This window comes from Nocardia sp. NPDC050712, from assembly GCF_040654295.1.
GTDB lineage: Bacteria > Actinomycetota > Actinomycetes > Mycobacteriales > Mycobacteriaceae > Nocardia.
This window is the reverse complement of record NZ_JBFAHT010000003.1, coordinates 1169878-1195256: the sequence shown is the minus strand read 5'-3', so window position 1 is coordinate 1195256 and position 25379 is coordinate 1169878. Positions and strand designations below refer to the sequence as shown.

Sequence of the window (25379 nt, the reverse complement as noted above, 5' to 3'; positions counted from 1 at the left end):
GTACCGAGGGGGACGCTATGGCCATCACCGCGACGGACTGGTTGATAACCAGCGATATTGCCCTGGAGGCGGCATTTCGGATCGACCTGCCCGAGCCCGACCGGGGCCGGTGGGTGCTGTCCTACCTGCCCACCAGCATCCGGCTGAACCGGGACCAGGCGCTGTCAGGGATCGTGCTGGCGGAAATGATTCTGCTGGAACAGCTTTACCCGGCCCAGCCACTGGATCGCGAGGTCGCGCACCTGCGCGCGGCCGAGGTCGGGATCACCCTGCTCGACGCGATGGCCCTGCTCGCCCTGCGCGCGCCGGTCCGGGAATCCGCGCCGGTCACCGAGCCATTCCGGTCCGAAGGGATCCGGCGCGGAGCCGAAGTGACAGCGTGAGCCCTACCGCAGCTTGCGGGCCTTCATGTAGCGGGCGAGTTCGTCGTAGGTGCCGTCGCCGTTGGCGAATTCGACTACGTTGCGGGCGGATTCGAACCAGGCGGCGGCGCTGGGCTTGATGTCGGCCAGGACGGATTCCAGATCCGGCATGGTGACCGGGCGGACCTCGCCGGTGCGCAGGGAGTCGGCCAAGGCGAGCTGGGTGGCCGAGGTGCAGACGTGCGCGAGATCGGCGCCGGAGAAGCCCTCGGTGCGGTGCGCGAGCGCGCTCAGGTCGACACCGGTGACCGGGCGGTCCCGCAGGTGGTAGTGCAGGATGGCGGCGCGGGCGGCGGGGTCGGGCAGGCCGACCAGGACCATGCGGTCGAAACGGCCCGGGCGGCGCAGGGCGACGTCCACGTCCCACGGGTGGTTGGTGGCGCCGAGGACGTAGACGCCGTCGTTGTCGCTGGTGGCCGAATCCAGCTCGGTGAGTAGCTGATTCACCACGGTGCGCATGGTCGCCGAGCCGGACATCTGGCTGCGCTTGTGCCCGAGCGCGTCGAGTTCGTCGAGGAACAGCACGCAGGGCGCGTTGCGGCGGGCCACCTCGAAGACGCTGTGCAAGTTGCGTTCGCTGGCGCCGGTGTAGATGTCGAGGATGTCGGCGATCTCGATGGGATAGAAATTCGCGCCGAGCTCGCCGGCGACGGCCGAGGCCAGGAAGGTCTTGCCGCAACCGGGCGGCCCGTAGAGCAGCAGCCCGCCGCGGGCGCTGGTCCCGAAAGCCTTGGCCAGCGCGGGATTCCGGAGTGGCCCGAGCAGCGAGAGCTCCAGTTGCCGCTTCACCTCGGCCATGCCGCCGACATCGGCGAGCGTGACGGCCGGCCTGGCGACAGTACCGGCGTCGCGATCGGTGGCGAACTCGGTGACGCCGGGATCGACGAAGGCCGGGGCGATGATGTCGCCGACCTGGCGCTCGGCCGCGGCCCAGAAGTCGTACTCGTCGAGGTTCTGCTCCGGCGGCGCGATCACCGGAAGCGCTCCGGAATTATTGCTGGCCAGGGCGATCGTGCACTGTTGCAGCAGCCCCAGCACCTGGGCGTTGCCCGGTTCCTGGGTGAGCGCGGCGCCGCACTGCGCCAGCGCCTCGGTGAACAGGCCGCGCTCGACCTGCAACTCGATCACCCGCACCCGCAGCGCCAGCACCTCGGGGCTGTGTTCGAGGGCGGACAGCATTTCGGTGAGCACCGGGTCGTCCTCAGGCCGGAACATGGCGTCTCTCCTTCACAGCTCGGATGGTCCAGCGCAGGATTTGCAGGGCCAGCGCGCCGAAGACCACGCTGGGCATCGCGATACCGATCGGGTCCGCCGACCCGGTGACGACGGCGAGCAGCACGAGCAGGAAGACCACGCACAGCAGCAGCACCCGCGCGACCGAGACGACATCCGCGCGGAACGCCGACCAGACGCTGGGCCACTGCCGGCGCGGCAGCGAACGCAGGCCCAGCACCACGGCGGCCACCACCACGGCCAGGCCGACGACGCCGATCAACCGGCCGGGGCGGGTCACGATGTCCACGGTCCGCGCCGAGGCCGCCTCCGGGGCGGAGCCGAACAGCAGCACCGCACCCACGACCAGGAACATCAGCAGGTGCAGTCGCACCAGCGCCCGATGGACGATCAAGCCGACATTGCGCCGGACCAGCGGGCCCATGGTCGCCGGATCCAGCTCGCCGACGCGCAGCAGGCCGTCGGCCGCCGCGCCCAGGCGGCCGGCTCGCAGGCGCACGATCGCCAGGTCGTGCGCGGCCGCCGGATGTTCCGGATCGAGGTCGAGGGCCCGGCCGAACGCGGCGGCGGCCTGGCTGGAGGTGCGCAGGCCCGCCTTGCTCTGCTGCAGCAGGATCGAGCCGCGCAACCAGTGCAGGTTGGCGTTGTCCGGTGTCAGCTCCAGCGCCCGGGTGACGGCGGGCAGGGCCACTTCCGGATCGGACCGGGTGACGGTGGCGAGCACGCGATAGTTGGCCGCCGAGTCCGGGCCGATCTCGACCGCGCGCCGGGCCGCGGCCGCGGCGGTGTCCGGCTCACCCAGCCCGCTCCAGGCCAGGGCGCGGGCGCGCAGCCCGAATTCGGAATCCGGTTTCACCCGCAGCGCCGCGTCGGCGGCGGCCGCGGCGGCCCGGTAGTCGCCCAGGGACAGGCAGGAGTCGGCCAGGTAGGCCGCGGCGGTGGCGTTGTCCGGATCGCTGGCCAGTTCCTCGGCGAGCAGCGTGCGGGCATCCTGGTACCGGCCGAGTTGTTCCAGGTGAATGGCCCGCGCGAGGCGCGTTCCGACCATCGAACCCTCGCTCACCAGACCACCTCATCTCGGTTGCCGATTCCGCGATCCTAATTTGCAGACCGATCGGTACGCGGCGGCGCCGATTTCCGATACCGAATCGTTTCCGCTGGTCAACTGCGGTGAGACGGGACACAATCAGGCCCCGGAATAGCGGCCCGGTGGTCGTCGTTGTAACCGTTTGCCGACGTCCGGACAGCCCCGGGCCCCACCCCATCAGTCGCTACGAGCGACCACCCGCCGTGAGGCGCTTGTGGGACGTCGGCTCGCACGATCGAACGCCGCCGGATCCACGGATCCGGCGGCGTTCGCCGTATCCGGCCGAGTCGCGGCGCCGCGCGGGACCAGACAGGATGTCGCTGTGAGCACACACGATCAGCTGCGCCGGCGACTCGGGCTCGGCGACTCCGTGGTGCTCGGGCTCGGGTCGATGGTGGGCGCGGGAATCTTCGCGGCCCTCGCACCGGCCGCGGCGGCGGCCGGATCCTGGCTGTTGCTCGCCCTCGGTATCGCCGCGGTGCTCGCGTACTGCAACGCCATGTCCTCGGCCCGGCTGGCGGCCCGGTATCCGGTCTCGGGCGGAACCTATGTGTACGGGCGCGAACGACTCGGACCGTTCTGGGGCTATCTGGCGGGGTGGGGGTTCGTCGTCGGCAAGACGGCGTCCTGCGCGGCCATGGCGCTGACGGTCGGCAGCTATGCCTGGCCGGACCAGGCGCGCGCGGTGGCGGTGGCGGCCGTGGTGGCGATCACGGCGCTCGACTATCTGGGTGTGCGGAAATCCGCGCTGGCCACCCGGATCATCGTCGCCGCGGTCCTCGCGGTGCTGACCGTCGTGGTGGGCGTCGGCCTGTTCGGACCGCACGCCACCGCACCGGCGCTGCCGGAGCGCGTCGGCCCGGGCGGCGTCCTGGAAGCCGCCGGGCTGCTGTTCTTCGCGTTCGCCGGGTACGCGCGCATCGCGACGCTCGGCGAGGAGGTCCGGGCGCCGGCGCGGACCATCCCGCGCGCCATCATGATCGCGCTCGGGGTGGCGCTCGCGGTCTACGTCCTGGTGGCGGTGGCCGCGCTGAACACACTCGGATCGGCCGGCTTGGCACAGGGCGCGGACCCGCTGGCCCGGGTCGTATCCGTGGCGGGCGCACCGGAATTGACGCCGGTGGTGCGGGTGGGCGCGGTACTCGCGGCCACCGGCTCGCTGCTCGCCCTGCTGCTCGGGGTCTCGCGGATCGTGCTGGCGATGGCGCGCGATCGCTGGTTGCCCGGCGCGCTGGCGGCGGTGCATCCGCGCTTCGGCGGGCCGCACCGGGCCGAACTCGTGGTGGGCGCGGTCGTCGCGGTGGCCGCCGCGACTTTCGATCTGCGTGCGGCCATCGGCTTTTCGTCGTTCACCGTGCTGGTCTACTACCTGATCGCGAATGTGGCGGCGGGGACGCTGGGCGCGGGCGAGGGGCGCCCGGCCCGCTGGGTGACGATCCTCGGCACGGCCGGCTGCGTGCTGGTCGGGTGCAGTCTGCCGCGCGAATCCGCCGGCGCCGGGCTGAGCGTGCTCGCACTCGGAGCCGGATGGTATTTCCTGCGCCGTGAGCGCGCCGGGACGACTGAGTAATCCGCCGGAGCGGGGTCCGCACCCGTTAGCCTCAATTGCTATGGGGCGCTTCGGTGGAATCGTGGCAGGGTTCGCGGCGGTAACGCTGGTAGGCGGCAGTGTCTTCACACCGAGCGCGCAGGCCGCGCCCGCGGCGGCGACGGCCGAGACACAGTGCTCGGTGACCTCGGCGCGGGAGCTGGAGCGCGCCAGACCCGAGCAGGTAGGCATGGACGCCGCGGCGGTGCGCGCGGCACTGGAATTCGCGGCCGGCCGCAATCGATTCAACGTGCAGGTCTTCCGGCACAACTGCCTGATCGGCGAGGGACCGACGAACGAGCAGAGCGGCAATGCCGCCTGGAACATCTGGAGCTCCACCAAGAGCGTCGTCTCGATGCTCGCCGGAATCGCCTGGGATCAGGGCAAACTCGATCTCGAGGCGCCGATCGGGAGCTATCTGCCCGCCGGGCTCGGCGACGAGCTGCGGCGTTCGATCACCGCCGAGAACCTGCTCACCGAGACCTCCGGGATGCGGACCGGCGTCTTCACCGAGGGCATCACCGGGGTCATCCCGGTCGATCCGAACAGTGCGGTGCAGGCCCTGGGCGTACCGCTGGACAATCCGCCGGGCACGACGTTCAGCTACAGCCAGCGCAACGTCGACCTGCTCTCCTACGTCATCGAATTGGCGGTGGGCGAACCGCTGCAGCAGTTCGCCCAGCGCGAGCTGTTCGGCCCGCTCGGCATCGCGCCCGGCGACTACTACTGGGCTCGGGACCGCGCCGGGCACACCTACGGGTACGCGCACCTGATGCTCCCGCCGAACGATTTCGCCAAGATCGGCCTGCTGGTGCACAACGAGGGCCGCTGGGGCGAGCGGCGCATCCTGTCCGAGGCGTATCTGGCCAAGGCGCTCGCGCCGTCGGCGACGAATCGCTGCTACGGCTATCTGTTCTGGATCGGCGCGGGCTGCGCGGAGATGCCCGACTTCCTGCCCGCGGACACCTACGGGATGTCCGGGCTCGGCTTGCAGAACATCTTCTTCATTCCGAGCCTGGATCTCACGGTGCTGTGGACCGGTGTCTTCGGCAATGTCAGCAAGTACGGCTTGCAGGGCATCCTGCAGAACTTCGAAGAACTGCCGCACGAGTTCTTCCGCCTGCTGATGGGGGCATTCCCCGGCGCGACCGACCCGGGGCCCTACGTCGAACCGCCGATCCGCATCGACCCGAGCCGGTACTTCGACACCGACATCCTGATCGCGGTGTTCGGCCTCGGCCCGTCCGCCTACCCGGGCTGCACGGTCTTCGCCTGCCTGAACTATCCGCTGGCCCCGCCGTTCGCCGACACCGCGCCCGGCTGCGCGGTCCTGGTGTGTCTCGGCCCGAACGCGCCCGGAATCCGCTGAATCGGCCGCCAACAACGAACGGGCCGCTCGGATTCCGAGCGGCCCGTTCGTGTGCGGTCTGATCAGCGCTGGCTGAGTTCACCCACCCCGCCGGCTTCGCCGGCTGCCATCCCCCTGAGCAGCACCTCGGCGATCTGAATAGTGTTGAGCGCGGCGCCCTTTCGCAGGTTGTCACCCGAGACGAACAGCGCCAGGCCACGGCCGTCCGGCACGCCCGGATCCTGCCGGATCCGGCCGACGAGCGAATCGTCGGCGCCGGCGGCCTGCAGCGGGGTGGGCACGTCGACCAGGCGCACACCCGGAGCGTTCGCGAGAATCTCCTTCGCGCGCGCCACCGACAGCGGATCGGCGAACTCGGCGTTGATCGACAGCGAGTGCCCGGTGAAGACCGGAACGCGCACGCAGGTGCCGCTGACCAGCAGCTCGGGCAGGCCGAGAATCTTGCGACTCTCGTTGCGCAGCTTCTGATCCTCGTCGGTCTCGCCGGAGTCGTCGTCGACCAGCGCGCCCGCGAGCGGGATCACGTCGAACGCGATCGGCGCGACGTACTTGTTCGGGGCCGGGAACTGCACGGCGCTGCCGTCGTGCACCAGCTTCTCGGCGTCGTCGACCACGGCGCGAACCTGCGAGACCAGCTCTTCGACACCGGCCAGGCCGCTGCCCGACACCGCCTGGTAGCTGGAGATGATCAGGCGCTGCAGGCCCGCGGCCTCGTGCAGCGGCTTGAGCACCGGCATGGCCGCCATGGTGGTGCAGTTCGGGTTGGCGATGATGCCCTTGATCAGGTTGCGGGTGGCCTCCGGGTTGACCTCGGAGACGACCAGCGGGACCTCGGGATCCTTGCGCCAGGCCGACGAGTTGTCGATGACGGTGACACCGGCGGCGGCGAACCGCGGCGCCTGCACCCGGGACATGGTGGCGCCCGCGGAGAACAGCGCGATGTCCAGGCCGGACGGGTCGGCCGTCTCGGTGTCCTCGACGATGATCTCCTGGCCGCGGAACGGCAGCTTCTTACCGGCCGAGCGCGCGGACGCGAAGAACCGCACCTCGTCGGCCGGGAAGTTGCGCTCCTCCAGCAGTTTGCGCATGACGGCGCCGACCTGACCGGTCGCGCCCACTACGCCTACGCGAACTCCCATGGCCTATCGCCCCGTTCCCGCGTGCACGACGGCGACCTCGTCGCCGCCCAGATCGAAGGCCTTGTGCAGCACCTGCACGGCCTGGTCCAGCTCGGTGTCCTTGACCAGCACCGAGATGCGGATCTCGGAGGTGGAGATGAGGTCGATGTTGATGCCGGCCGCGGCCAGCGCCTCACAGAACTTGGCGGTGACGCCGGGGTGGCTCTTCATACCAGCGCCGACCAGGGACACCTTGCCGATGTGGTCGTCGAAGATGATCTGCGAGAAGCCGATCTCGTCCTGCTGCTTGGTGAGGTGCTCCACCGCGCGGGTCAGATCGGACTTGGGCAGGGTGAAGGTGATGTCGGTCTTGCCCGTCTCGACCTTGGAGATGTTCTGCAGGACCATGTCGATGTTGATCTCGGAATCGGCGACGGCGCGGAACACCTTGGCGGCGTAGCCCGGAACGTCCGGCAGTCCGACCACGGTCACCTTGGCCTCGCTGCGGTCGTGCGCGACGCCGGTGAGGATTGCTTGCTCCAAGGGGATGTCCTCCATCGATCCGTAAACGTAGGTGCCCTGCTTGTCCGTGTAGGACGAGCGCACATGCACGGGCACGTTGTAGCGGCGCGCGTACTCGACGCAGCGCAGCATCAAGACTTTCGAGCCACAGGCCGCCATCTCCAGCATCTCCTCGTAGGAGACCTGCTCGAGGCGCTGGGCGTCGGCGACGATGCGCGGGTCGGCGGTGAAGACGCCGTCGACATCGGTGTAGATCTCGCAGACGTCGGCCTCCAGCGCCGCGGCCAGCGCGACGGCGGTGGTGTCGGAGCCGCCACGGCCGAGCGTGGTGACGTCCTTACTGTCCTGGGACACGCCCTGGAAGCCGGCGACGAGCACGATGGTGCCCTCGTTCAGCGCTTCCCGCAGGCGGCCCGGGGTGACGTCGATGATCTTCGCGTTGCCGTGCGCACCGGTGGTGATCACGCCGGCCTGCGAGCCGGTGAACGAGCGCGCCTCGGCGCCGAGCGAGTGAATCGCCATGGCGACAAGCGCATTGGAGATGCGCTCACCGGAGGTGAGCAGCATGTCCATCTCGCGCGGCGGCGGCGTGACCGCCACCTGCTGGGCGAGATCGAGCAATTCGTCGGTGGTGTCACCCATCGCGGAGCAGACGACCACCACATCGTGGCCTTGCTTCTTCGTCTCTACGATCCGCTCAGCGACGCGCCGGATGCGCTCGGCGGTCGCCACCGAGGATCCTCCGTACTTCTGAACCACGAGAGCCACGAGAAGGTCCTCCAAGATCGACTAACAGCTGGTAACAGCCACCAAGAGTACCGGCCTGGGTGCACGGGATTTCCCGCTACCTCCTCGAGCTGTGGAAATCCGCACATTCGTACATGGACTCGGCACCGCTGGGCATGGCGGCTCGATTCCCACCGTAAGCGGGGAATGATAGAGCGCATGAAGAGCTCACTCATCGAAGTGCGGACGGGCAAAAAGGAAGTGGTGCAGAACATCACACCCCAGTGCGCGGCTTTCGCGCGCGAGGCGGGCGGTGACGGTCTGCTGCATGTTTTCGTGCCGCACGCGACGGCGGGGATCGCGATCATCGAACTGGGCGCGAGCAGCGACGACGATCTGCTGGCCGCGCTGCGCGACCTGTTGCCCGCCGATGACCGCTGGCAGCACGCGCACGGTTCGCGCGGGCACGGGCGCTCGCACGTGATGCCCGCGCTGATTCCGCCGTACGCCACGGTGCCGGTGCTCGGCGGGCAGCTGGCGCTGGGCACCTGGCAGTCGATCGCCTTCGTCGACCTCAATGTCGACAACCCCGACCGCCAGGTGCGCCTGTCGTTCCTCGCCGGTTAAGCGGGCTTGCGGCGGAACCAGCTGACCTGGGTGCCGTTCTCGAAGTCCTGGCGGCGGTCGAGCTGGAACTGGGTCGGGTTGAAGTGCCCGGTGAACGCGCGCGTACCCGCGCCCGCGATGGTCGGGTAGCTCTTGATGATCAGCTCGTCGATCTCGTCGGTGAGCTGTGCGGCGAGATTGCCGCCGCCCGCGAGCCAGATGCCGAGGCCCTCCTCTTTCTTGAGGCGGCGCACCAGGTCGGCCGGGTCGTTCTCGACGAGTTCGACACCGGGGGCGTCGATCGCGCCCAGCGAGCCGGACACCACGTATTGGGTGCGCATGTGCGGGTACGGGCTGGCGATGCCGGCGGCCAGGCCCGGCTCGTAGGTGCCGCGGCCCATGACCAGGGTGTCGAAGTGCGCGGGCACGGTGCCCGCCGCGACGCCGAAGTGCGGCCAGACATGCGCCGGCAGGGTTTCGGGGTATTCGGCGGCGAGCCAGGCCCAGAAGTCCGGGGACGCCTCGTAGAAGGAGATGTCGTCACCAGGACCGGCGATGTAGCCGTCGAGGGACATGCCGACGAAGTAGGTGAGCTTTCGCATGAAGGGGTCCTGCTTTCGGAAAAACTAATGCTCGGTCTCAGGCGCGGGTGAACCAGGTGACCAGGGCGTGATTGTCGTATTCCTTGCGCTCGACCGGGGTGAACAGCGTCGGGGAGAACGCGCCCGCGAAGGCCGGGATGCCGCCGCCGGCGACCACCGGGTAGCTCTTGATGATAATCTCGTCGACCTCGCCGAGCAGTTGTGCCGCGAGGTTGCCGCCGCCGCAGAGGTAGATGTCGAGGCCTTCTTCTTTCTTGAGCCGCCGCACCAGGCCGACGGGATCACGGGTGACGATCTCGACCTTCGGATCCTCGAAGTGCAGCGACGTGGAGACCACGTACTGCTTCATATGGCCGTACGGGCTGGTGATGCCCTGCGCCAGCGCGGGCTCCCAGGTGGCGCGCCCGGCGATGACCGTGTCGAAGTGCCGGTTCGGTTCATCCACAGCCATCCCCACGTGGTCGCGCAGGTGGGTGGGGACGAACTCCGGATACTCCGCGTTGAGCTCGGCCAGCTGTTTCGGGTCGAAGGGGTAGAAGTCGAATTCGCCGTTCGGACCCGCGATATACCCGTCGATCGATACGGCCACGTAGTAGACAAGCTTGCGCATTGGTAGACCGCCCAATCTGTTGTACTCTGCCTGAAGTGCTTTGAAATGTAGTACTACGGATGGAGTGGTGTCAAGTGCGGACCAACCCGGAACGACGACAAGCCCTGGTCGACGCGGCGATCGAGGTACTGGCCGACGACGGCGCCCGCGGCCTGACCTTCCGCGCGGTGGACAAGGCGGCCGGCGTACCCGCCGGCACCGCCTCGAACTACTTCGCCAACCGCGACGACCTGCTCACCCAGGCCGGGGCACGCTTCTACGAGCGGCTGCAACCCAGCGCCGAGACCATGTCCCAGCTCACCGACGGGCCCAAGACCCGGGAGAACGTCGTCGCGCTGATGCGCGAGGTCGTCGGCCGGATCGAGGCGTTCCGCACCGGCTACCTGGCCCAGCTCGAACTGCGTTTGGAAGCCACCCGGCGGCCCGAGCTGCGCAAGGTGATGACCGAGCGGGTGCGTGCCGACATCGACTTCAACGTGCGCAACCACCTCGACTCCGGCCTGCCCGGCGACAAGGAGTCGGTGCTGCTGCTCTACCTGGCGCTGAACTGGCTGATCGTGGACCGGCTCACGCTGCCCGAGGTCTTCACCGAAGAAGAGAGCGCCGCCCTGATCGAGGCGGCGGTGCACCGGGTGATCACCGCGAGCGATTAACGCTTCCGGCTGCGCACCGCACCGCGCCGAAGCCGCTCGCACCCGACCACTTCGGGTTTTGCCCCTGGATTGCGCGGTAAAGGGGAAGAGACTGCTTGGTTGACGTTCGGTGTACGCCTGTGCACAATCGGCCGAGTTGGTTTGTGGGGGGCGGAGGTTTGGCATGCGCACGAAAATAGATATTCACTTCACTGTCGACGCGACACCGGCGCATGTCTTCGAAGCCTTGGCGAACGTCGACATGCTGCCCGAATGGTCCGCCTACCAGGACGCCCGGGTCGCCACCCGGGACAAGAATCAGCGTCCGACCAAGATCTACGTGACCGCCGACGTACACGGCAGCTCCGACCTGCAGGTGCTGGAGTGGCACTGGACCGAAGACCGGGTCACCTGGCAGATCATCGACAGTTCGCGCGGAATTCGCGGCGGCGGCTGGTTCGAGGTCGCCGAGAGCGACGAGGAAACCCAGGTCTGGTACCACTCCGAACTCCAGACCAAGATCCCGCTGCCCGGGCTGCTGATGAAGCGGACCCAGCAGCGCTGGCACGAGACCATCGTGGAGAACTTCATCGAGTTCGCCGAGACCGTCCCCGAACCCGACGACTACGGGACCTATCTGGACCCGGCGTACACCGACCAGGTCTAGCCGTTGACGCCGTGAGCGAAATCGCCCCGGCCGCAACATTTCCGGTCCGCGCGCCGGCCGCCGGGGTGCGACGATAGGCCCATGATCGGTAGCAAGCGCGTTCGGTTCCAGCCGATGGCCGAAGGCAGTTCGGTAACCCAGCTCGAATTGTTCTTCGACCTGGTCCTCGTGTTCGCCTTCACCATGGTCACCGCGATCGCCGCGAAACCGACCAGCGCGCAGAACATCCTGCGGGCCCTGCTCGTCCTCGCGGTGATGTGGTGGGCCTGGATCGCCTACTCGTGGCTGGCCAACACCGTGCGCGCCGACGAGGGCATCACCCGGCTCGCCATGTTCGTGGCCATGGGCGGCGCGTTCATCGCCGCGCTCACCATCCCCGAGGCGTTCCAGGACGGGCCCGGCGGCTGGCACGGCCCGCTGGTGTTCGCCCTGGCCTACCTGGTGGTTCGGGTGGTGCACGTCGGCGTGTACATCCTGGGGACCGGCGACGATCCGACGCTGCGCGCGCAGGTCACCAAGTGGGGAATCGGGTCCATCGCCATCGGCACCACGCTGCTGATCATCGCCGCGATGACGCACGGCACGCTGCAGATCGGGCTGTGGATCGCCGCCATCGTCGGCGACATGCTGTGGACCCGGGTGGCCGGACTGGAATGGCGGGTGCGCTCGGCGCGGCACTTCTCCGAGCGCTACGGGCTGATCATCATCGTGGCCCTCGGCGAATCCATCGTCTCGATCGGCATCGGGGTGAGCGGGCAGCCGATCTCCTGGCCGATCACCCTCGGCTCGCTGCTCGGGCTGGCCGTGTCCGGGCTGCTGTGGTGGGCCTACTTCGATGTGGCGGCGCTCTCCGCCGAGCACGCGCTGGCGCGCGCCGAGGGGGAACAGCAGGTCCGGATCGCGCGGGACGGCTACACCTACTGGCACTTCCCGATGATCGTCGGCATCATCGGGATCTCGCTCGGCCTGAAGAAGGTGCTGACCTACGTCAGCGACGCCTCACACCACTCCCTCACCGACGCGCTCTACGGCATCCCACTGTTCGCGCTGTACGGCGGCGTCGTGCTGTATCTGACCGGCCTGGTCGGCTTCAAATACGCCGCGACCGGCCGGGTCACGGTGTCGCACGTGGTGGCGGTGCTGGTGCTGCTCGCGCTGATCGCGCCCGCCACGGCACTGCCCGCGCTGGCGTCCCTCGCGGTGCTGTGCGCCGTGCTGATCGCCCTGATCGGATGGGAGACGGTGCGCAACGCGCAACCGCGCGAGCAGATCCGGCACGCACACGAGTCGTGAGTCAGTCCCGCACGCGGAGCTTGTGCGCCACCGTGTGCTCGGCCGGCGTCGGGCCGTAGGCGGAGGGTTCGACGCGCACTCCGTCGTGCACCGCCTGCCGGATCTGATCGACGTTCTCGCGGATCGCGTCCGAGACCAGCTCGTCGGTGCGCGGATCGGCCAGCACCCCGAACAGGATCCGGAACACGGTGTCGGCGATGAGCCGCAGGATCTCGTCGTGGAACGGGATATAGCGAACCTTGCCCGCCTGCGGATCGCTCTTGATCAGTTCCACGATCATCGCGTCCATCTCGACGCGGTTCTCCGCCAGCGCCGCCGCGATATTGCGGGTGTAATGACCGGTACGCAGCACGTGGGCGACCTCGTCCATCACCGCGATCGTCATCGGCCGCCGGGTCAGCTCGATGATCGTGGGCAGGAAGCGATTCACCACCGCCGTGACGATCTTCTCGGTGAACGCGCGATCCGCCGCCCGGACCAGCCGCGCCACCAGCACCGCGATGCGCAGCAACCGGAAACCGCGCAGCCACGGGCTGGTCACCGGGATCAGGCCCAGGACGTCGTACCAGTAGCGGAACGGGAACGTCCAGCGCCAGCCCGCCCGGCCCCAGCGCCAGACGAACTCGAGCGCGAACACCCCGCAGATCACGTAATCGAGGAAAACCACGGTGCGCCGGGTGTTCTCGTCGACGGTTGCCACCGTGATCCACACCAGCAGCGCCACCGACACCACGGCCAGCGCCAGCATGAGGACATCGGCCCACAGCGGCAATGGCTTCCGCGGGTAGACAACACGAGCACCCACAGCAAGGATCCCTTCGATGCGACCGGTCCCGCTGAGGGTAATGCGCGAGCGCTGCTTCGGCGTCCTAACGCGCTACCCGGTCAGCGGCCCGCGCGGACGATAGCCTCGATATTGCGTTCGGCCAGGGCGGTGATCGTGAGCGACGGGTTGACCGTGCCGGTGCTGCCCGGGATCGCCGCGCCGTCCATGACGTAGAGCCCCGGGTGGCCGTGCACCCGGCCGTAGCCGTCGGTGGCCCGGCCCAGCACCGCGCCGCCGAGCGGATGTGCGGTGAACATCGCGTTGGCGTCGTAGCCGAGCGCGCTGTATTCGACCATGGCACCGGCCTTTTCGGCGATCCGGTGATCCACGGCGCGGGCCACGCCGACCACGTCCTCGCGGTTGCGCGTGGACCAGCTCAGACCCACCGAGTCGGCGGCCTTGTTGTAGCCGAAGCGGGTGCGGGCCGAATCGAGCACCATGCCGAGCGAGGCGAGCGCGCCGGTCTCGAACGGGATGCCGGGGATGTACCAGTTCTCCAGGGTGACCGGCAGGCCGGACTCGTCGAAGATCCGGCTCGCGCTCGGCACGCCCTGCCCCAGGCCCGCCAGATTGCTGGCGCCACGGGCGAGTACGACGTCGCCGTTGGTGCCCCAGCCGTCGCCGACGTGTTCGTTGAGGTTGGGCAGCGTGCCGGTGCCCTGCGCGCGCACCAGCAGTTCGGAGGTGCCGATCGAGCCCGCGCCGAGGAAGAGCTGATCGCAGGTCAGCGTGCGGGTGGCCAGGGCCTCACCGGTCGGGGCCAGCTTCGTCACGGTGACGACGAAGCGGCCGGACACCTCCTGCGCGATGGTGTCGACGCGATGACCGGGATACACCGCCGACCGGCCGGTCTCCTGCGCGTAGCGCAGATAGTTCTGGTTCAGATCGAACTTGGCGCCGTTGGAGTTGCCCAGATTGCTGCGCGCGCTGGTCGCCGAAGATCGTGCGCCGCCGGACAATTCGGCCCGCAGCACATCCCAGTTGAAGATCGAGTCGTTGGCCTGCGGCTGGAAGCCGGCCTTGCGCACCTGATCGTCCCAGGCGCGGGAGTGCGTGAACGGCGAGGAATTGTAGATATCGGCCGGAATCGGGCTGAGCCGCAACATCTCCCGCACCCGCGGGTAGTAGACGCGATCCAGTTCGCCGTGGTCGACGACACCGCCGAAGACATGATCGAAGAAACGCTTCTCGGGGGCGACCATGGCGCCGGTGAAGATCACCGAACCGCCGCCGACCGCGGCCGCGCGCCAGACATCGATGCCCGGGTAGTTCGTGCAGTCCAGCACGCCACCGAACTTGGTGAACGTCATCGGCACCTTGGTGACGCCGGTGAAGCTGGTGCGATGCCAGAAGCCGCGGCCGTCGGGCAGGTCGTCACCGGTGAAGATCTCGCGCCACGGGTCGTTGGGCCAGCGGGAACCGCGCTCGAGCACGGTATTCGCGACGCCCGCCTGGGCTAGTCGCAGCGCGGTGACCGCGGCGCCGAACCCGGAGCCGACCACGATGGCCGGCGTGTGCTCCGGCGGATCCGCCAGCGGCGCGAAGATCTCGGGCACCCACTGCCGGAACTGCCCGGGCCCGGACGGGTTCGCGGCGGCCGCCGTGCCCGCGCGCAGGACCGGACCCGCGGCACCGAGTACCGCGGCAACACCCGCCGCCTTGAACAACGCACGTCTTCGCACCAGGCCACCTCCCTCATCACGCATGGCCGAGCGCAGATTACCCGGTGCGGGTGGCCGATCCCAACAGCTCGAGCCGCCAATTTCCGGCGGCTCACCGGGGAATCAGCCGGCGAAGGGCCGGGTGTCCAGGGTGCAGGTGGCGCCGGGCGCGGGGAGCTGCAGGTCGACGAGGTAGCGCTGCTGCAACCGGTCGACGCAGTCGCCGCCGGTGTCGTGGCCGTAACCGTCGGTCACCACGACCAGGCGGGCGTTGACCATGGCCTGCTGGGCGCCCTGGGCGAAGCCCAGCGGGGTGACCGGGTCGTAGCGGTTGTTGATCAGCAGGGCGGGTTTGTCCGAACTCAGCGTCCAGGGTCCGGTGTAGCGCTGCGGATAGCCCTCGGCCGGGCCGGGCCAGGCCGCGCACGGCTGGTGCTGATAGAGCCAGAACGGGCCGAACATCTTTGCGGCGCCGGTGAACTCAGCGGCCAGGGTCGGCCACTGTTCCGGCCGGCGCAGGGTGCTGTTGTCGGCGCAGGTGATCGCGGTATAGGAGTCGAGGAAGTCCCAGCTCACGCCGCCGCCACCGAGAATCTTGCGCACCGTCTCGGAATTGCCAGCCGCGCCGCGTTCCAGCTCGGTGAGCAGCTGCGCCAGCGCCGGCCAGCCCTGATCCGCGTCGTAGAGCAGCAGCGAACGCGCCTGCATGACCTCGGTGTGATGCACCTGGATCTCGCGTTCGCGCTCCCCCACCGTGATCGGGCCCTGCGCCAGCCGCTCCAGCAGCGCGGAATCCCGCTGCTGCAGCGCCTTCTTCGCCTCCAGCGCCGGACTGGTGGTGGCGGGGTTGCTCGTGGTCGGCGTGCTGGTGCGCGGCTCGCTCGGCAGCGCGGTGCCCTGGCCCCGGCGTTCCTCGGTCCGCTCCGGGCCGCCCGCGAAACTGCATCGCAACCGCCCCGCCTCGGCGCACAGCCGCAGGAACTCGCCGAACACCTCCTCGGTGCCGACGGCGGTGGCGGTGACCTGGGCGCGGGTATCCCCGGTGTAGATCTCCGGGTCGATCATCGAACCGAGCAGCAGCGCCCGGACCCGATCACCGAACAGCGCCCCGTACACCTGGCCCAGATAGCTGGCGTAGGAGCCGCCGGCGTAGGAGATCTTGTCCTCGCCGAGCGCGCGGCGCAGCAGGTCCAGGTCGCGGGCCGCGTCCACCGTGGTCAGATGCGGCAGCAGGTCGGCGCTGTGGGTGGCGCAGCCCGCCGCCAGCGCGCGGCTGGCCTGTTCGGCGGCCGCCTCCTGCTGCGCGTTCACCGGCGGAATGGTGGCGCCCAGCCAGAACCGCTGCTGCTCCGCGGCATTGGCGAAACAGCGCACCTGGGCGCTGCGCCCGATCCCGCGCTGGTCGAAGGTCACCACATCGAAGCGGCGGCTGATCTCACCGGCGTAGAGCGTGGCGCCCTTGCGCGCCCAGTCCAGGCCCGAGCCGCCGGGGCCGCCGACCGCGGTGAACAGCGTGCCGATCCGGCGCTCCGGATCGGCGGCGGGCTGGCGCACCACCGCCAGCTCCAGCGCCGGGCCGTGCGGCTGGCCGTAGTCCCGCGGCACCTTGGCCACCGCGCACTGGAACTTGCGCAGCTCGGGGTCCGCGCACGGCGCCCAGGCCAGCTCCGGCACCGGCGCGGCGTCGGCCTGCGCGGCCAGTTCGTTCAGCGCCGTCTGCCGCTCCGGCAGGCCACAGCCGCTCAGCAGGGGCAGCGCGACAGCGAGCACACCCAGGGTCACCAGCTTGCTTGCACGCATACGGATCATGGTGTGCCCCACAGCCCTTCGGCGTCGTCATCCTTAATGACGAAATCCTCCCGACCGCACCCCGAGACCTACCGCGCCACTCGGGTCGGCCGGCGCACCAGCTCGCCGGCGCAGTTGGGGCAGACCCGCCGCAGCGCGGCGGTGCAGTCCTCGCAGAACGTGCACTCGTAACTACAGATCCAGGCGACACCGTCGGCGGCGACCACCGACTCACAGCGCTCGCACGCGCCGCGCATCTCCAGAGCCATTCCACTCTCCTCGTTCAGGTCATCAGCAGGCGGACGACCGCGATGACGCCCACCACCACGATCACGCCGCGCAGCACGTTGGCGGGCAGGCGCCGGCCCACGGTCGCGCCGATCTGACCGCCGATGATGGAGCCGACCGCGATCAGCGCCGCGGCCCGCCAGTCGACGGTGGCGATCACGATGAAGATGATCGCCGAGACCGCGTTCACGATCAGGCCGAGCACATTCTTCACGCCGTTGAGGCGCTGGATGTCCTCGTGCACGAAGACACCGAGCAGACCCATCAGCAGCACGCCCTGCGCCGCGCCGAAGTATCCGCCGTAGACGCCCGCGGCGAAAATCCCGGCCAGCAGGATCGGCCCGCCGTGCAGCGGCGGGGCGACATCGTTGCGTTCGCGCCGCCCCTTGACCCAGCGAGCCAGGCGCGGCTGCACCATCACCAGGATCAGGGCGGCGATGATCAGCACCGGCACGATCGCCTTGAAGGCGTCGGCGGGCAGCCGCAGCAACAGCACGGCACCGGTGATGCCGCCGACCAGCGAGGCCGACCCGAGCTTGAGCAGCCGCCCGCCCTGCCCGGCCAGTTCCTTCCGATAGCCCAGGGCGCCGCTGATCCCACCCGGCACCAGGCCGATGGTGTTGGACACGTTCGCGGTCACCGGAGGTAACCCGAACGCGAGCAGCACCGGGAAGGTGATCAGCGTGCCCGATCCCACGATGGTGTTGATGCAGCCCGCGGCGATTCCGGCGCCGAAGACAGCGAGCATTTCCAGCAAGGTCATGTGACGTTTCCTCACGTCCCGTCGGGGCCCGGCCCCGTACAAGCGTTCGTTTCGTGAGCGACGCTATCGTTTTGTCCGCTTCCGGTCAGCAACCGGGACCGGACTTTCCCCGCCATGTCACCGCACGGTAAACTCGCGATCATCATGCAGCGGGCGCTTCTTCTCGACCGCCGCGACGGGGTCTGACCAGACCGGCCCCCCGTCGCGGGGTTTTGCCGCGTCGGTCGACCCATTAACGGGATCCACCACACCCTGGAGAAATCGCATGTCTTCCGCTGACGCCTTCGTATCGGGTAGCTCGCGCACCATCACCGCGCCGGCCAAGCCCGCCCCCGCCGACCAGCCCGCCTGGAACACCCAGAAGAACTCCTCGATGCCGGCCTTCCGGTACCGGCCCTTCGCCGAAGAGGTCGAGCCCATCACGCTGCCCGACCGCACCTGGCCGGACAAGGTGATCGACAAGGCGCCCGCCTGGTGCGCGGTCGACCTGCGCGACGGCAACCAGGCCCTGATCGACCCGATGAGCCCGGCCCGCAAGCGCCGCATGTTCGACCTGCTGGTCCGGATGGGCTACAAGGAGATCGAGGTCGGCTTCCCGGCCGCCAGCCAGACCGATTTCGACTTCGTGCGCGAGATCATCGAGGACGGGGCCGTCCCCGCCGACGTCACCATCCAGGTGCTGACCCAGTGCCGCGCCGAGCTGATCGAGCGCACCTTCGAGGCCTGCGCCGGCGCCCCGAACGTGATCGTGCACTTCTACAACTCCACCTCGATCCTGCAGCGCAAGGTGGTCTTCCGCGCCGACCGCGACGCCGTGAAGAAGATCGCCACCGACGCCGCGACGCTGTGCCTGGAGATCGAGAAGCGCTACCCGGACACCGACTGGCGCTACGAGTACAGCCCGGAGTCCTACACCGGCACCGAGCTGGAATACGCCAAGGACGTCTGCGACGCGGTCACCGCGATCATCGCGCCCACCCCGGCCAAGCCGATGATCATCAACCTGCCCGCCACCGTCGAGATGGCGACGCCGAACGTCTACGCCGACTCGATCGAGTGGATGAGCCGCAACCTGGCCCGCCGCGAGTCCATCGTGCTGTCGCTGCATCCGCACAACGACCGCGGCACCGCGGTGGCCGCCGCCGAACTGGGCTACCAGGCCGGCGCCGACCGCATCGAGGGCTGCCTGTTCGGCAACGGCGAGCGCACCGGCAACGTCTGCCTGGTCACCCTGGGCATGAACCTGTTCTCCCGGGGCGTGGATCCGCAGATCAACTTCTCCGATATCGACGAGATCCGCCGCACCGTCGAATACTGCAACCAGCTGCCCGTGCACGAGCGTCACCCCTACGGCGGCGATCTGGTCTACACCGCGTTCTCCGGTTCGCACCAGGACGCCATCAACAAGGGCCTGGACGCCATGAAAGCCGCCGCCGACGCGGCCGATTCCGATATCGACGACATCACCTGGGCGGTGCCGTACCTGCCGATCGACCCGAAGGACGTGGGCCGCACCTACGAGGCCGTCATCCGGGTCAACTCGCAGTCCGGCAAGGGCGGTGTGGCCTACATCATGAAGACCGATCACGGGCTGGTGCTGCCGCGCCGGCTGCAGATCGAGTTCTCCCAGGCGATCCAGAAGATCACCGACGGCGAGGGCGGCGAGGTCACCCCGAAGGAGATGTGGGACGTCTTCTCCGACGAGTACCTGTCGCCGATCCGGCCGCTGGAGCGGATCCGGCAGAAGGTCACCGCGTCCGAGACCGACGGCGGCGTGGATTCCATCACGGCCGTGGTGAAGGTCGACGGCGTCGAGCAGGAGATCACCGGCGCCGGCAACGGCCCGCTGGCCGCGTTCGTCGAGGCCATCAGCACCGTGGGCTACGAGGTGCGGGTGCTGGATTACTCCGAGCACGCCATGTCCGCCGGCGACGACGCGCAGGCCGCGGCCTACGTGGAATGCGCGGTCGGCGACAAGGTCGTGTGGGGCGTCGGCATCGCCACCTCCATCACCACCGCGTCGCTGCGCGCGGTGGTCTCCGCGGTCAACCGCGCCGCGTCCTGATCGAGTGCGAAAGGCCCGGACGCCCAGTGCGTCCGGGCCTTTCGCACTTGCATATACCACCGCCAATACGCAGGCGCGGGCCGCTGAACCGCGTGCTAGCGTGGATTCGCACTCAAGCGCCGAGCTCTCTGCTCGATACGAGCAGATGGGGGAACTGTGACAAACAACGACCACAACCCGACCTCTCCGCCCTGGCTGCAGAGTCCGGCGGCTGGGCCTGCCACAGACATGGCGGAGGAGACCAGCGAGTCGCCCGCGGCGCCGGAGGAGCCCTCCGAGCCTGCCGCCGAGCCCGCGTCCGAGCCGGTCGCCGCCGAATCCACCGAGACGCCCGAGAACCCCGAAGCGGAGCCGGATTCCGGCGCGCAGCCGGAGCCCGGGCAGTTCGCCGGGTTCGCGGCCGGTCCGTCCGACCAGCCGGCCTACGCCGGTGGCGGCCCCCAGAGTTACGGCCCGCCGGACGGTTTCGCGCCGCCCCCGCCGCCGGACGGTTTCGCGCCGCCGCAGCCGCCGGGTGGCTACGCGCCGCCGGAGCAGCAGCAGTTCGCCGCCGGCAGCGGCCAATTCGCGCCGCCCAGCCAGTACCCGACCGGCGGGCAGCAGGTGCCCGAACACCACACCGGCCCCCGCTACGGTGACGACTACCGCCAGGAGATCGGCCCCGACGGGCTGGTCCGGCGCGTCCCGCAGGAAAGCGCGCCGCCCGAAGTCAGTGCGCCGCAGGAGCCTTCGGACGGCCCCATCTACAGCTGGGCGCCGCCACCGCCGCCGATGCAGCCTTCGTTCCAGCCGCCGGGGATGGGCGATCCGAACGGGCCCGGTCAGTCCTGGCAGGGCGGTCCGCCGCCCCAGCAGCAGCAGATGTTCCAGCAGCCGCAGGGTCCGGGCGGATTCGCCGGGCCGCAGGGTCCGGGTGGCTACGGCGGCCCGGAAGGGCCCCAGGGCCCAGGTGGGTACGGCGGGCCTGAAGGCCCCGGCGGGCCGCAAGGTCCAGGCGGGTACGGCGGGCCGGAGGGCCCCGGCGGGCCGCAGGGTCCGGGTGGATACCCCGGTCCCGAAGGCCCGGGCGGGTATTCGGGTCCCGGCCAGCCCTGGCAGGGCGGTCCGCCGCCCGGGCAGGGGCAGCCGTTCCAGCCGCAGCACATGAGTCAGCCGGGTCAGTCCGGGCATTCGGTCAACGACCTGAATCTGCTCAAGCGCGCGCGGAAGGCGCCGCGCGGCGGCTGGCGGCGCGCGGTGCACACGGCGTCCGGCGGCATGATCAACCCGGGTGAGTCCGCGGCCGACGTGGTGCATCGCGACCTCGTCGAGCGCGTGAATCAGCCGGTGCGCGGCGACTATCGGATCGCGATCCTGTCGCTCAAGGGCGGCGTCGGCAAGACCACCACCACGGTCGGCCTCGGCTCCACCTTCTCCTCGCTGCGCGGTGACCGCGTCATCGCCATCGACGCCAACCCCGACCTCGGCACGCTCGCGCACCGGGTGCCGCGCCAGACCCGCTCCACCGTGCGCAACCTGCTCGAGGACGACCACATCTCGCGCTACTCGGACGTGCGGGCGCACACCTCGCAGGCCCCGAGCCGCTTGGAAGTGCTCGCCTCCGAACAGGATCCCGCGGTCTCCGAGGCGTTCAGCGAGGCCGATTACCGCAAGGCCATCGGCATCCTGCAGTCCTTCTACAACATCATCCTGACCGACTGCGGCACCGGCCTGATGCACTCGGCCATGTCCGGCGTCCTGGATATGGCCAGCTCCCTGGTGCTGGTCACCTCCCCCGCCATCGACGGCGCGCGGTCGGCCTCGGCCACCCTGGACTGGCTCGACCACCACGGCTACGGCAAGCTCGTCGAGCGCACCGTGGTGGTGGTCAACGCTTCCCGGCGCGGCGCCTCCACCGTCGACCTGGACCAGCTACGCAAGCTGTTCCTGGACCGCACCCGCGCCGTGCAGGTCGTGCCCTTCGACGACCACCTCGCCGAGGGCGCGGAGATCGACCTGGAACTGGTCAGCAAGCCCACCCGGCGCGCCCTGCTGGAGCTGGCGGCGATGGTCGCCGACGACTTCGGCTACATCGGGTCCCAGCAGTACCGTCCGGGTCCGCCCATGGGCCGGCACTGACACACACATCCGTGAACGCGGCCCGGCAGTTCGCTGCCGGGCCGCGTTCGCGTTGCGGCAGGGTCAGTCCGCGGTGATGCGACGCGCAGCGGTTTCGAAAGCCGCTAGGACGGCGGCGATCGCCGGGCGTTTCTCGGCGTGCGGGCGGGTGGCCAGCTCGTAGAGGCGGGCGGCGCGCACGCCGGACAGGCGCAGCAGGACCAGGTCGGGGTGGGCGACGGCGAAGCGGGGCATCAGGGCGATGCCGTAGCCGGAGTGGACCAGGGTCTCGATGACGCGGAAGTCGTTCAGACGCTGGGCGATGCGGGGGCGGACGCCGGTGAGGTTGGCGATCGAGCGCAGCACGTCGTCGACGGGGAAGCCGCCGCGCACGCTGATCCAGGTCTCGTCGGCCAGTTCGGCCGGGCTCACCTCGGTGCGGCCGGCCAGCGGATGATCCGGGGCGACCAGGACATCGGTGGGCTCGCGCATGAGTACGCGGGTCGCGATGCGCGGGCCGGCGAGACTGGGCGCGCGTTCGTCGCGGTGGGTCAGGACGACGTCGTAGTCGGCGAGCAGCCGCGAGGCTTCCGAGGGCGGCAGATCCTCGTCGCTGGCCACCATGTCGACGCCGCTGTCGGCCAGCGCGGGCAGCACGTGCGGGAGCAGCAGCGCCGCACCGGACGGGAACAGCGCGACCCGGACCCGCCCCCGCGGTGAGGCGCGGTAGTGCGCCATCTCGGCGACCGCGCGGTCCAGCGCGGCCAGCACCTCGTCGGCGCGCACGACCAGCGCGTGGCCCGCGTCGGTGAGCCGGATGCGCCGGCCGTCGGGTTCCAGCAACTGCACCCCGGCCTCCCTGGCCAATACTTTCAGCTGCTGCGATACCGCAGAGGGTGTCATCGACAGCGCCTCGGCAACCGCGCCGATGGTGCCGCGATCGGCGAATTCGCGCAGGACCCGCAGGCGATCCACCGCCAGCTGCGACATGACAGACCTCACTCCCCGGGATCACGCGTGCTTCCGACCTGCATAGTGAAGCACTACTGTATTGATAGTCCAATTTATTTCGATTGTTCTGAAGCTTTGCGAATCAGACTATTGGGGCGTGAACAATCGCGACCGCCTGATCGGCCTCTCCGTCGTCCTGCTGTGGGGCGTGAACTTCACCGCCATCCGCGTGGGCCTGGACCACTTCCCGCCGTTCTTCTTCGCGGGGCTGCGCTTCGCGGTGCTCGCGATTCCGGTGGTGCTGTTCGTCCCGCGGCCGCAGGTGCCGCTGCGGTGGTTGCTGCTCTACGGGTTCGGCTTCGGCACCTTGCAGTTCGCGTTCCTGTTCAGCGCCATGCGGGCCGGGATGCCGACCGGCCTGGCCTCGCTGGTGCTGCAATCCTCGGCGCCGTTCACGGTGGTGCTGGGCGCGATCTTCCTGCGCGAGCGGCTGCGGCCGATCCAGCTGGCCGGTCTGGGCGTGGCCGTGGCGGGCATGGTGGTGATCGGTGTGGACCGGGCGCAGTCGGCCGCGCTGCTGCCGCTGCTGCTGACCCTGGCCGGCGGTTTGGGCTGGGCGTTCGGCAACCTGGGCTCGCGCAAGGCCGCCGCCGGGGGCGGGGTGAACACGATGCACCTGACGCTGTGGATGGCCGTGGTGCCGCCGATCCCGCTGTTCGCCCTGTCGGTCCTGGCCGAGGGGCCGACCGCCGGCCTGCACGCGCTGACCGATTTCGGCGCACCCAGCTGGTGGCACGCGCTGATCGCCGTCGCCTACATCGCCGTGCTGGCCACCATCGTGGGCTCGGGCATGTGGACCTACCTGATGAGCCGCTACCCCGCGGGCACCGTGGCACCGTTGACGCTGCTGGTCCCGGTGGTCGGTATGGCCGCGGCCTGGGCCGCGCTGGGTGAGCGGCCCTCGGCCTGGGAGGTGGTCGGCGGCCTGATCGTCATCGCGGGCGCCTTCACCGCGACCACCGCCGGCGCCCGGGCGAAGGCCGTGGCGCCGGCGCAGGCCGCGGCGCTGGACCCGACACCGGCCGCCGACGTCGAGGCGAGCCCGGCCCTCGCGAAAGCCTGACGCCGAGCCCCGCCGGCCCACCCGCCAGCGGGGCAACCGGCCATATCGGTCATAGCGGTTTAGCATCACCCGATGCGCCAACGAATTCCGGCCACGCGAACCTGCGCCGGCGTCGCGGCGGCACTGCTGGTCGCCTCGACCGGCGCCTGCGCCATCGCCGACGGCGAGCCGGACCAGCCGCCACCACCACCGCCCCGGGTGCAGCGGCCCGCGCAATCGCCGCAGCCGCCCCAGGAGATCGGCGCGCCGCCGACCGCGGAGCAGGGCGCGACGCCGGGCAGTTCCGCGTCCTACCGGATGGGCGACCAACCCCTGACCGACCTCACCTTCGGCGTCACCGTGACGACCGACCCGGGTCTGGGAAATGTGTTCTGGTCCAACCAGTTCGGATTCACCACGCACAGCGGCTACGCCGGGATGCAGGCCCATGTCGACGGCCGCGGCATGTTCCTGTTCTCGCTCTGGGGCGCCGAGGACGCGCGCCCCGGCGACAACGGCGCCTACTGCCGCACCGACACCGACGGCGCACCGGGCCGCAGCTGCCGAATCGACAAGCGCTTCGCCCCCGGGCACCTCTACCTGTTCCACATCGCGCCCGACGGCGACGGCTGGTACCAGGCCCGCGTCGAGGACGCGACCGAGCACCACACCATGACCATCGGCAGCATCAAGGTCGGATCCGGGGCCACCATCAAGCCCGACGGGGTGACGAACTGGGTGGAGTACTGGGATTGGAACAACCGCGCCGCCACCTGCCTGGACGAGCCGTACTCGGTGGCCCACTTCGAGGCACCCCGGGCCAATGCCGGCAGCGTGACCGGCACCGTGGCGAGCACCGCGATCGGCGGCGGCTGCCCGGACCAGGTGCAGGTCGTCGCGGGCGCCGACCACACCGGGCAGGACAGCACGCACCGCCTCGGCGTCGGCAACTCGGTCGGCGCGCGCCTGACCACCACCGGCGGCAACTGCCTGACCGCCGGCACCTCGACCGGCGAACTCCGGATCGGCAAGTGCGAGAAGAAGCGCAACCAGGCGTGGGTGGCCGCGGCCGACCACACCGTGCGTTCGGACTTCGCCTGTCTCAGCGCGACCGGTTCGTCCGAGGTGGAGGCCGCCACCTGCGACGGCTCCCCCGCGCAGGAGTGGAACCGGGCGCCGAACGGGCCGATCACGAACAAGGCCACCGGGCGCTGCCTGACCGCGAAGGGCGAGTTCGCGGCGCTGCGTCCGTGTGACGGCTCCGGCGCCCAGCAGTGGAAGGGGCCGGGCGACAAGTAGGTTCGGCTGTCGCGGCGGTGTTCGGTATGCCACGAATCTGCTCACGCCTGACGCCACGGCCGGT

23 protein-coding genes are annotated in these 25379 nt (G+C 69.7%); 11 read left to right on the top strand and 12 right to left on the bottom strand.

Features of this window, described 5'->3' with window-relative positions; translation table 11 throughout:
* Nucleotides 1–17: 17 nt before the first annotated feature.
* Nucleotides 18–383: a hypothetical protein gene (locus AB0H76_RS25920; protein WP_357328964.1), complete on the top strand. Its 366-nt coding sequence runs from the start codon at nt 18–20 to the stop codon at nt 381–383.
* A 3-nt stretch (nt 384–386) separates the two neighbouring features.
* Here AB0H76_RS25920 and AB0H76_RS25915 read toward each other — a convergent pair whose 3' ends face one another.
* Both AB0H76_RS25915 and AB0H76_RS25910 read right to left on the bottom strand, forming a co-directional pair.
* Nucleotides 387–1637 (bottom strand): ATP-binding protein, encoded by a 1251-nt coding sequence (locus AB0H76_RS25915; protein ID WP_357328961.1) that lies wholly within the window; start codon nt 1635–1637, stop codon nt 387–389.
* A complete protein-coding gene (locus tag AB0H76_RS25910; RefSeq protein ID WP_357328958.1) occupies nt 1624–2718 on the bottom strand; it encodes a tetratricopeptide repeat protein in 1095 nt (364 codons plus the stop codon). The genes AB0H76_RS25915 and AB0H76_RS25910 overlap by 14 nt, the downstream gene beginning before the upstream one ends.
* A 346-nt stretch (nt 2719–3064) precedes the next feature.
* On the opposite strand from AB0H76_RS25910, the gene AB0H76_RS25905 reads away from it, so the two are divergent.
* Together AB0H76_RS25905 and AB0H76_RS25900 are read left to right on the top strand one after the other, a co-directional pair.
* Nucleotides 3065–4312, top strand: a complete 1248-nt coding sequence (locus tag AB0H76_RS25905) for an APC family permease (protein WP_357328955.1) — start codon at nt 3065–3067, stop codon at nt 4310–4312.
* 40 nt (nt 4313–4352) lie between these two features.
* A complete protein-coding gene (locus AB0H76_RS25900; RefSeq protein WP_357328953.1) occupies nt 4353–5699 on the top strand; it encodes a serine hydrolase in 1347 nt (448 codons plus the stop codon).
* A gap of 62 nt (nt 5700–5761) precedes the next feature.
* Here AB0H76_RS25900 and AB0H76_RS25895 read toward each other — a convergent pair whose 3' ends face one another.
* Nucleotides 5762–6838 carry an aspartate-semialdehyde dehydrogenase gene (locus AB0H76_RS25895; protein WP_357328950.1) on the bottom strand — a complete coding sequence of 359 codons (1077 nt, stop codon included), beginning with the start codon at nt 6836–6838 and terminating at the stop codon, nt 5762–5764.
* A gap of 3 nt (nt 6839–6841) precedes the next feature.
* Nucleotides 6842–8107 (bottom strand): aspartate kinase, encoded by a 1266-nt coding sequence (locus AB0H76_RS25890; RefSeq protein ID WP_357328947.1) that lies wholly within the window; start codon nt 8105–8107, stop codon nt 6842–6844.
* Between the two features lie 177 nt (nt 8108–8284).
* On the opposite strand from AB0H76_RS25890, the gene AB0H76_RS25885 reads away from it, so the two are divergent.
* Nucleotides 8285–8692, top strand: coding sequence for a secondary thiamine-phosphate synthase enzyme YjbQ (locus AB0H76_RS25885; RefSeq protein WP_357328944.1), 408 nt, complete (start codon nt 8285–8287; stop codon nt 8690–8692).
* Here AB0H76_RS25885 and AB0H76_RS25880 read toward each other — a convergent pair.
* Together AB0H76_RS25880 and AB0H76_RS25875 are read right to left on the bottom strand one after the other, a co-directional pair.
* The gene (locus AB0H76_RS25880) at nt 8689–9273 is read right to left on the bottom strand and encodes a dihydrofolate reductase family protein (protein ID WP_357328941.1); all 585 of its coding nucleotides are present in this window, start codon (nt 9271–9273) and stop codon (nt 8689–8691) included. The genes AB0H76_RS25885 and AB0H76_RS25880 overlap by 4 nt on opposite strands.
* Nucleotides 9274–9310: 37 nt before the next feature.
* The gene (locus AB0H76_RS25875; RefSeq protein WP_357328938.1) at nt 9311–9883 is read right to left on the bottom strand and encodes a dihydrofolate reductase family protein; all 573 of its coding nucleotides are present in this window, start codon (nt 9881–9883) and stop codon (nt 9311–9313) included.
* 59 nt (nt 9884–9942) lie between these two features.
* Here AB0H76_RS25875 and AB0H76_RS25870 point away from each other — a divergent pair, with 59 nt between their 5' ends.
* The 3 genes from AB0H76_RS25870 (at nt 9943) to AB0H76_RS25860 (ending at nt 12475) form a co-directional block, all read left to right on the top strand.
* Nucleotides 9943–10536, top strand: coding sequence for a TetR family transcriptional regulator (locus AB0H76_RS25870; protein ID WP_357328935.1), 594 nt, complete (start codon nt 9943–9945; stop codon nt 10534–10536).
* 163 nt (nt 10537–10699) lie between these two features.
* On the top strand, nt 10700–11182 hold the full coding sequence (locus tag AB0H76_RS25865; RefSeq protein ID WP_357328932.1) for an SRPBCC family protein: 483 nt from the start codon (nt 10700–10702) through the stop codon (nt 11180–11182).
* Between the two features lie 81 nt (nt 11183–11263).
* Nucleotides 11264–12475, top strand: coding sequence for a low temperature requirement protein A (locus tag AB0H76_RS25860; protein WP_357328930.1), 1212 nt, complete (start codon nt 11264–11266; stop codon nt 12473–12475).
* A 1-nt stretch (nt 12476) separates the two neighbouring features.
* On the opposite strand, the gene AB0H76_RS25855 is transcribed toward AB0H76_RS25860, so the two are convergent.
* From AB0H76_RS25855 to AB0H76_RS25835, 5 genes are all read right to left on the bottom strand, one after another.
* The gene (locus tag AB0H76_RS25855; RefSeq protein ID WP_357328927.1) at nt 12477–13280 is read right to left on the bottom strand and encodes an ion transporter; all 804 of its coding nucleotides are present in this window, start codon (nt 13278–13280) and stop codon (nt 12477–12479) included.
* Between the two features lie 80 nt (nt 13281–13360).
* Nucleotides 13361–14983: a GMC oxidoreductase gene (locus AB0H76_RS25850; protein ID WP_357328924.1), complete on the bottom strand. Its 1623-nt coding sequence runs from the start codon at nt 14981–14983 to the stop codon at nt 13361–13363.
* A gap of 102 nt (nt 14984–15085) precedes the next feature.
* Nucleotides 15086–16762: an alpha/beta hydrolase gene (locus AB0H76_RS25845; protein ID WP_357328921.1), complete on the bottom strand. Its 1677-nt coding sequence runs from the start codon at nt 16760–16762 to the stop codon at nt 15086–15088.
* Between the two features lie 77 nt (nt 16763–16839).
* Nucleotides 16840–17019 carry a DUF1272 domain-containing protein gene (locus AB0H76_RS25840; protein ID WP_357328918.1) on the bottom strand — a complete coding sequence of 60 codons (180 nt, stop codon included), beginning with the start codon at nt 17017–17019 and terminating at the stop codon, nt 16840–16842.
* Between the two features lie 14 nt (nt 17020–17033).
* Nucleotides 17034–17801: a sulfite exporter TauE/SafE family protein gene (locus tag AB0H76_RS25835; protein ID WP_357328916.1), complete on the bottom strand. Its 768-nt coding sequence runs from the start codon at nt 17799–17801 to the stop codon at nt 17034–17036.
* Nucleotides 17802–18066: 265 nt separating this feature from the next.
* Between AB0H76_RS25835 and leuA the strand changes: the two genes are divergently transcribed.
* Together leuA and AB0H76_RS25825 are read left to right on the top strand one after the other, a co-directional pair.
* The gene (gene leuA / locus AB0H76_RS25830; protein ID WP_357328913.1) at nt 18067–19866 is read left to right on the top strand and encodes a 2-isopropylmalate synthase; all 1800 of its coding nucleotides are present in this window, start codon (nt 18067–18069) and stop codon (nt 19864–19866) included.
* 228 nt (nt 19867–20094) lie between these two features.
* A complete protein-coding gene (locus AB0H76_RS25825; RefSeq protein ID WP_357328910.1) occupies nt 20095–21984 on the top strand; it encodes an AAA family ATPase in 1890 nt (629 codons plus the stop codon).
* Nucleotides 21985–22047: 63 nt separating this feature from the next.
* Here the strand turns inward: AB0H76_RS25825 and AB0H76_RS25820 are convergent, their stop codons facing one another.
* A complete protein-coding gene (locus tag AB0H76_RS25820) occupies nt 22048–22944 on the bottom strand; it encodes a LysR family transcriptional regulator (protein WP_357329900.1) in 897 nt (298 codons plus the stop codon).
* Between the two features lie 127 nt (nt 22945–23071).
* On the opposite strand from AB0H76_RS25820, the gene AB0H76_RS25815 reads away from it, so the two are divergent.
* Both AB0H76_RS25815 and AB0H76_RS25810 read left to right on the top strand, forming a co-directional pair.
* Nucleotides 23072–24037: an EamA family transporter gene (locus tag AB0H76_RS25815; protein WP_357328907.1), complete on the top strand. Its 966-nt coding sequence runs from the start codon at nt 23072–23074 to the stop codon at nt 24035–24037.
* Nucleotides 24038–24109: 72 nt separating this feature from the next.
* The gene (locus tag AB0H76_RS25810) at nt 24110–25315 is read left to right on the top strand and encodes an RICIN domain-containing protein (RefSeq protein WP_357328904.1); all 1206 of its coding nucleotides are present in this window, start codon (nt 24110–24112) and stop codon (nt 25313–25315) included.
* Nucleotides 25316–25379 lie beyond the last annotated feature (64 nt).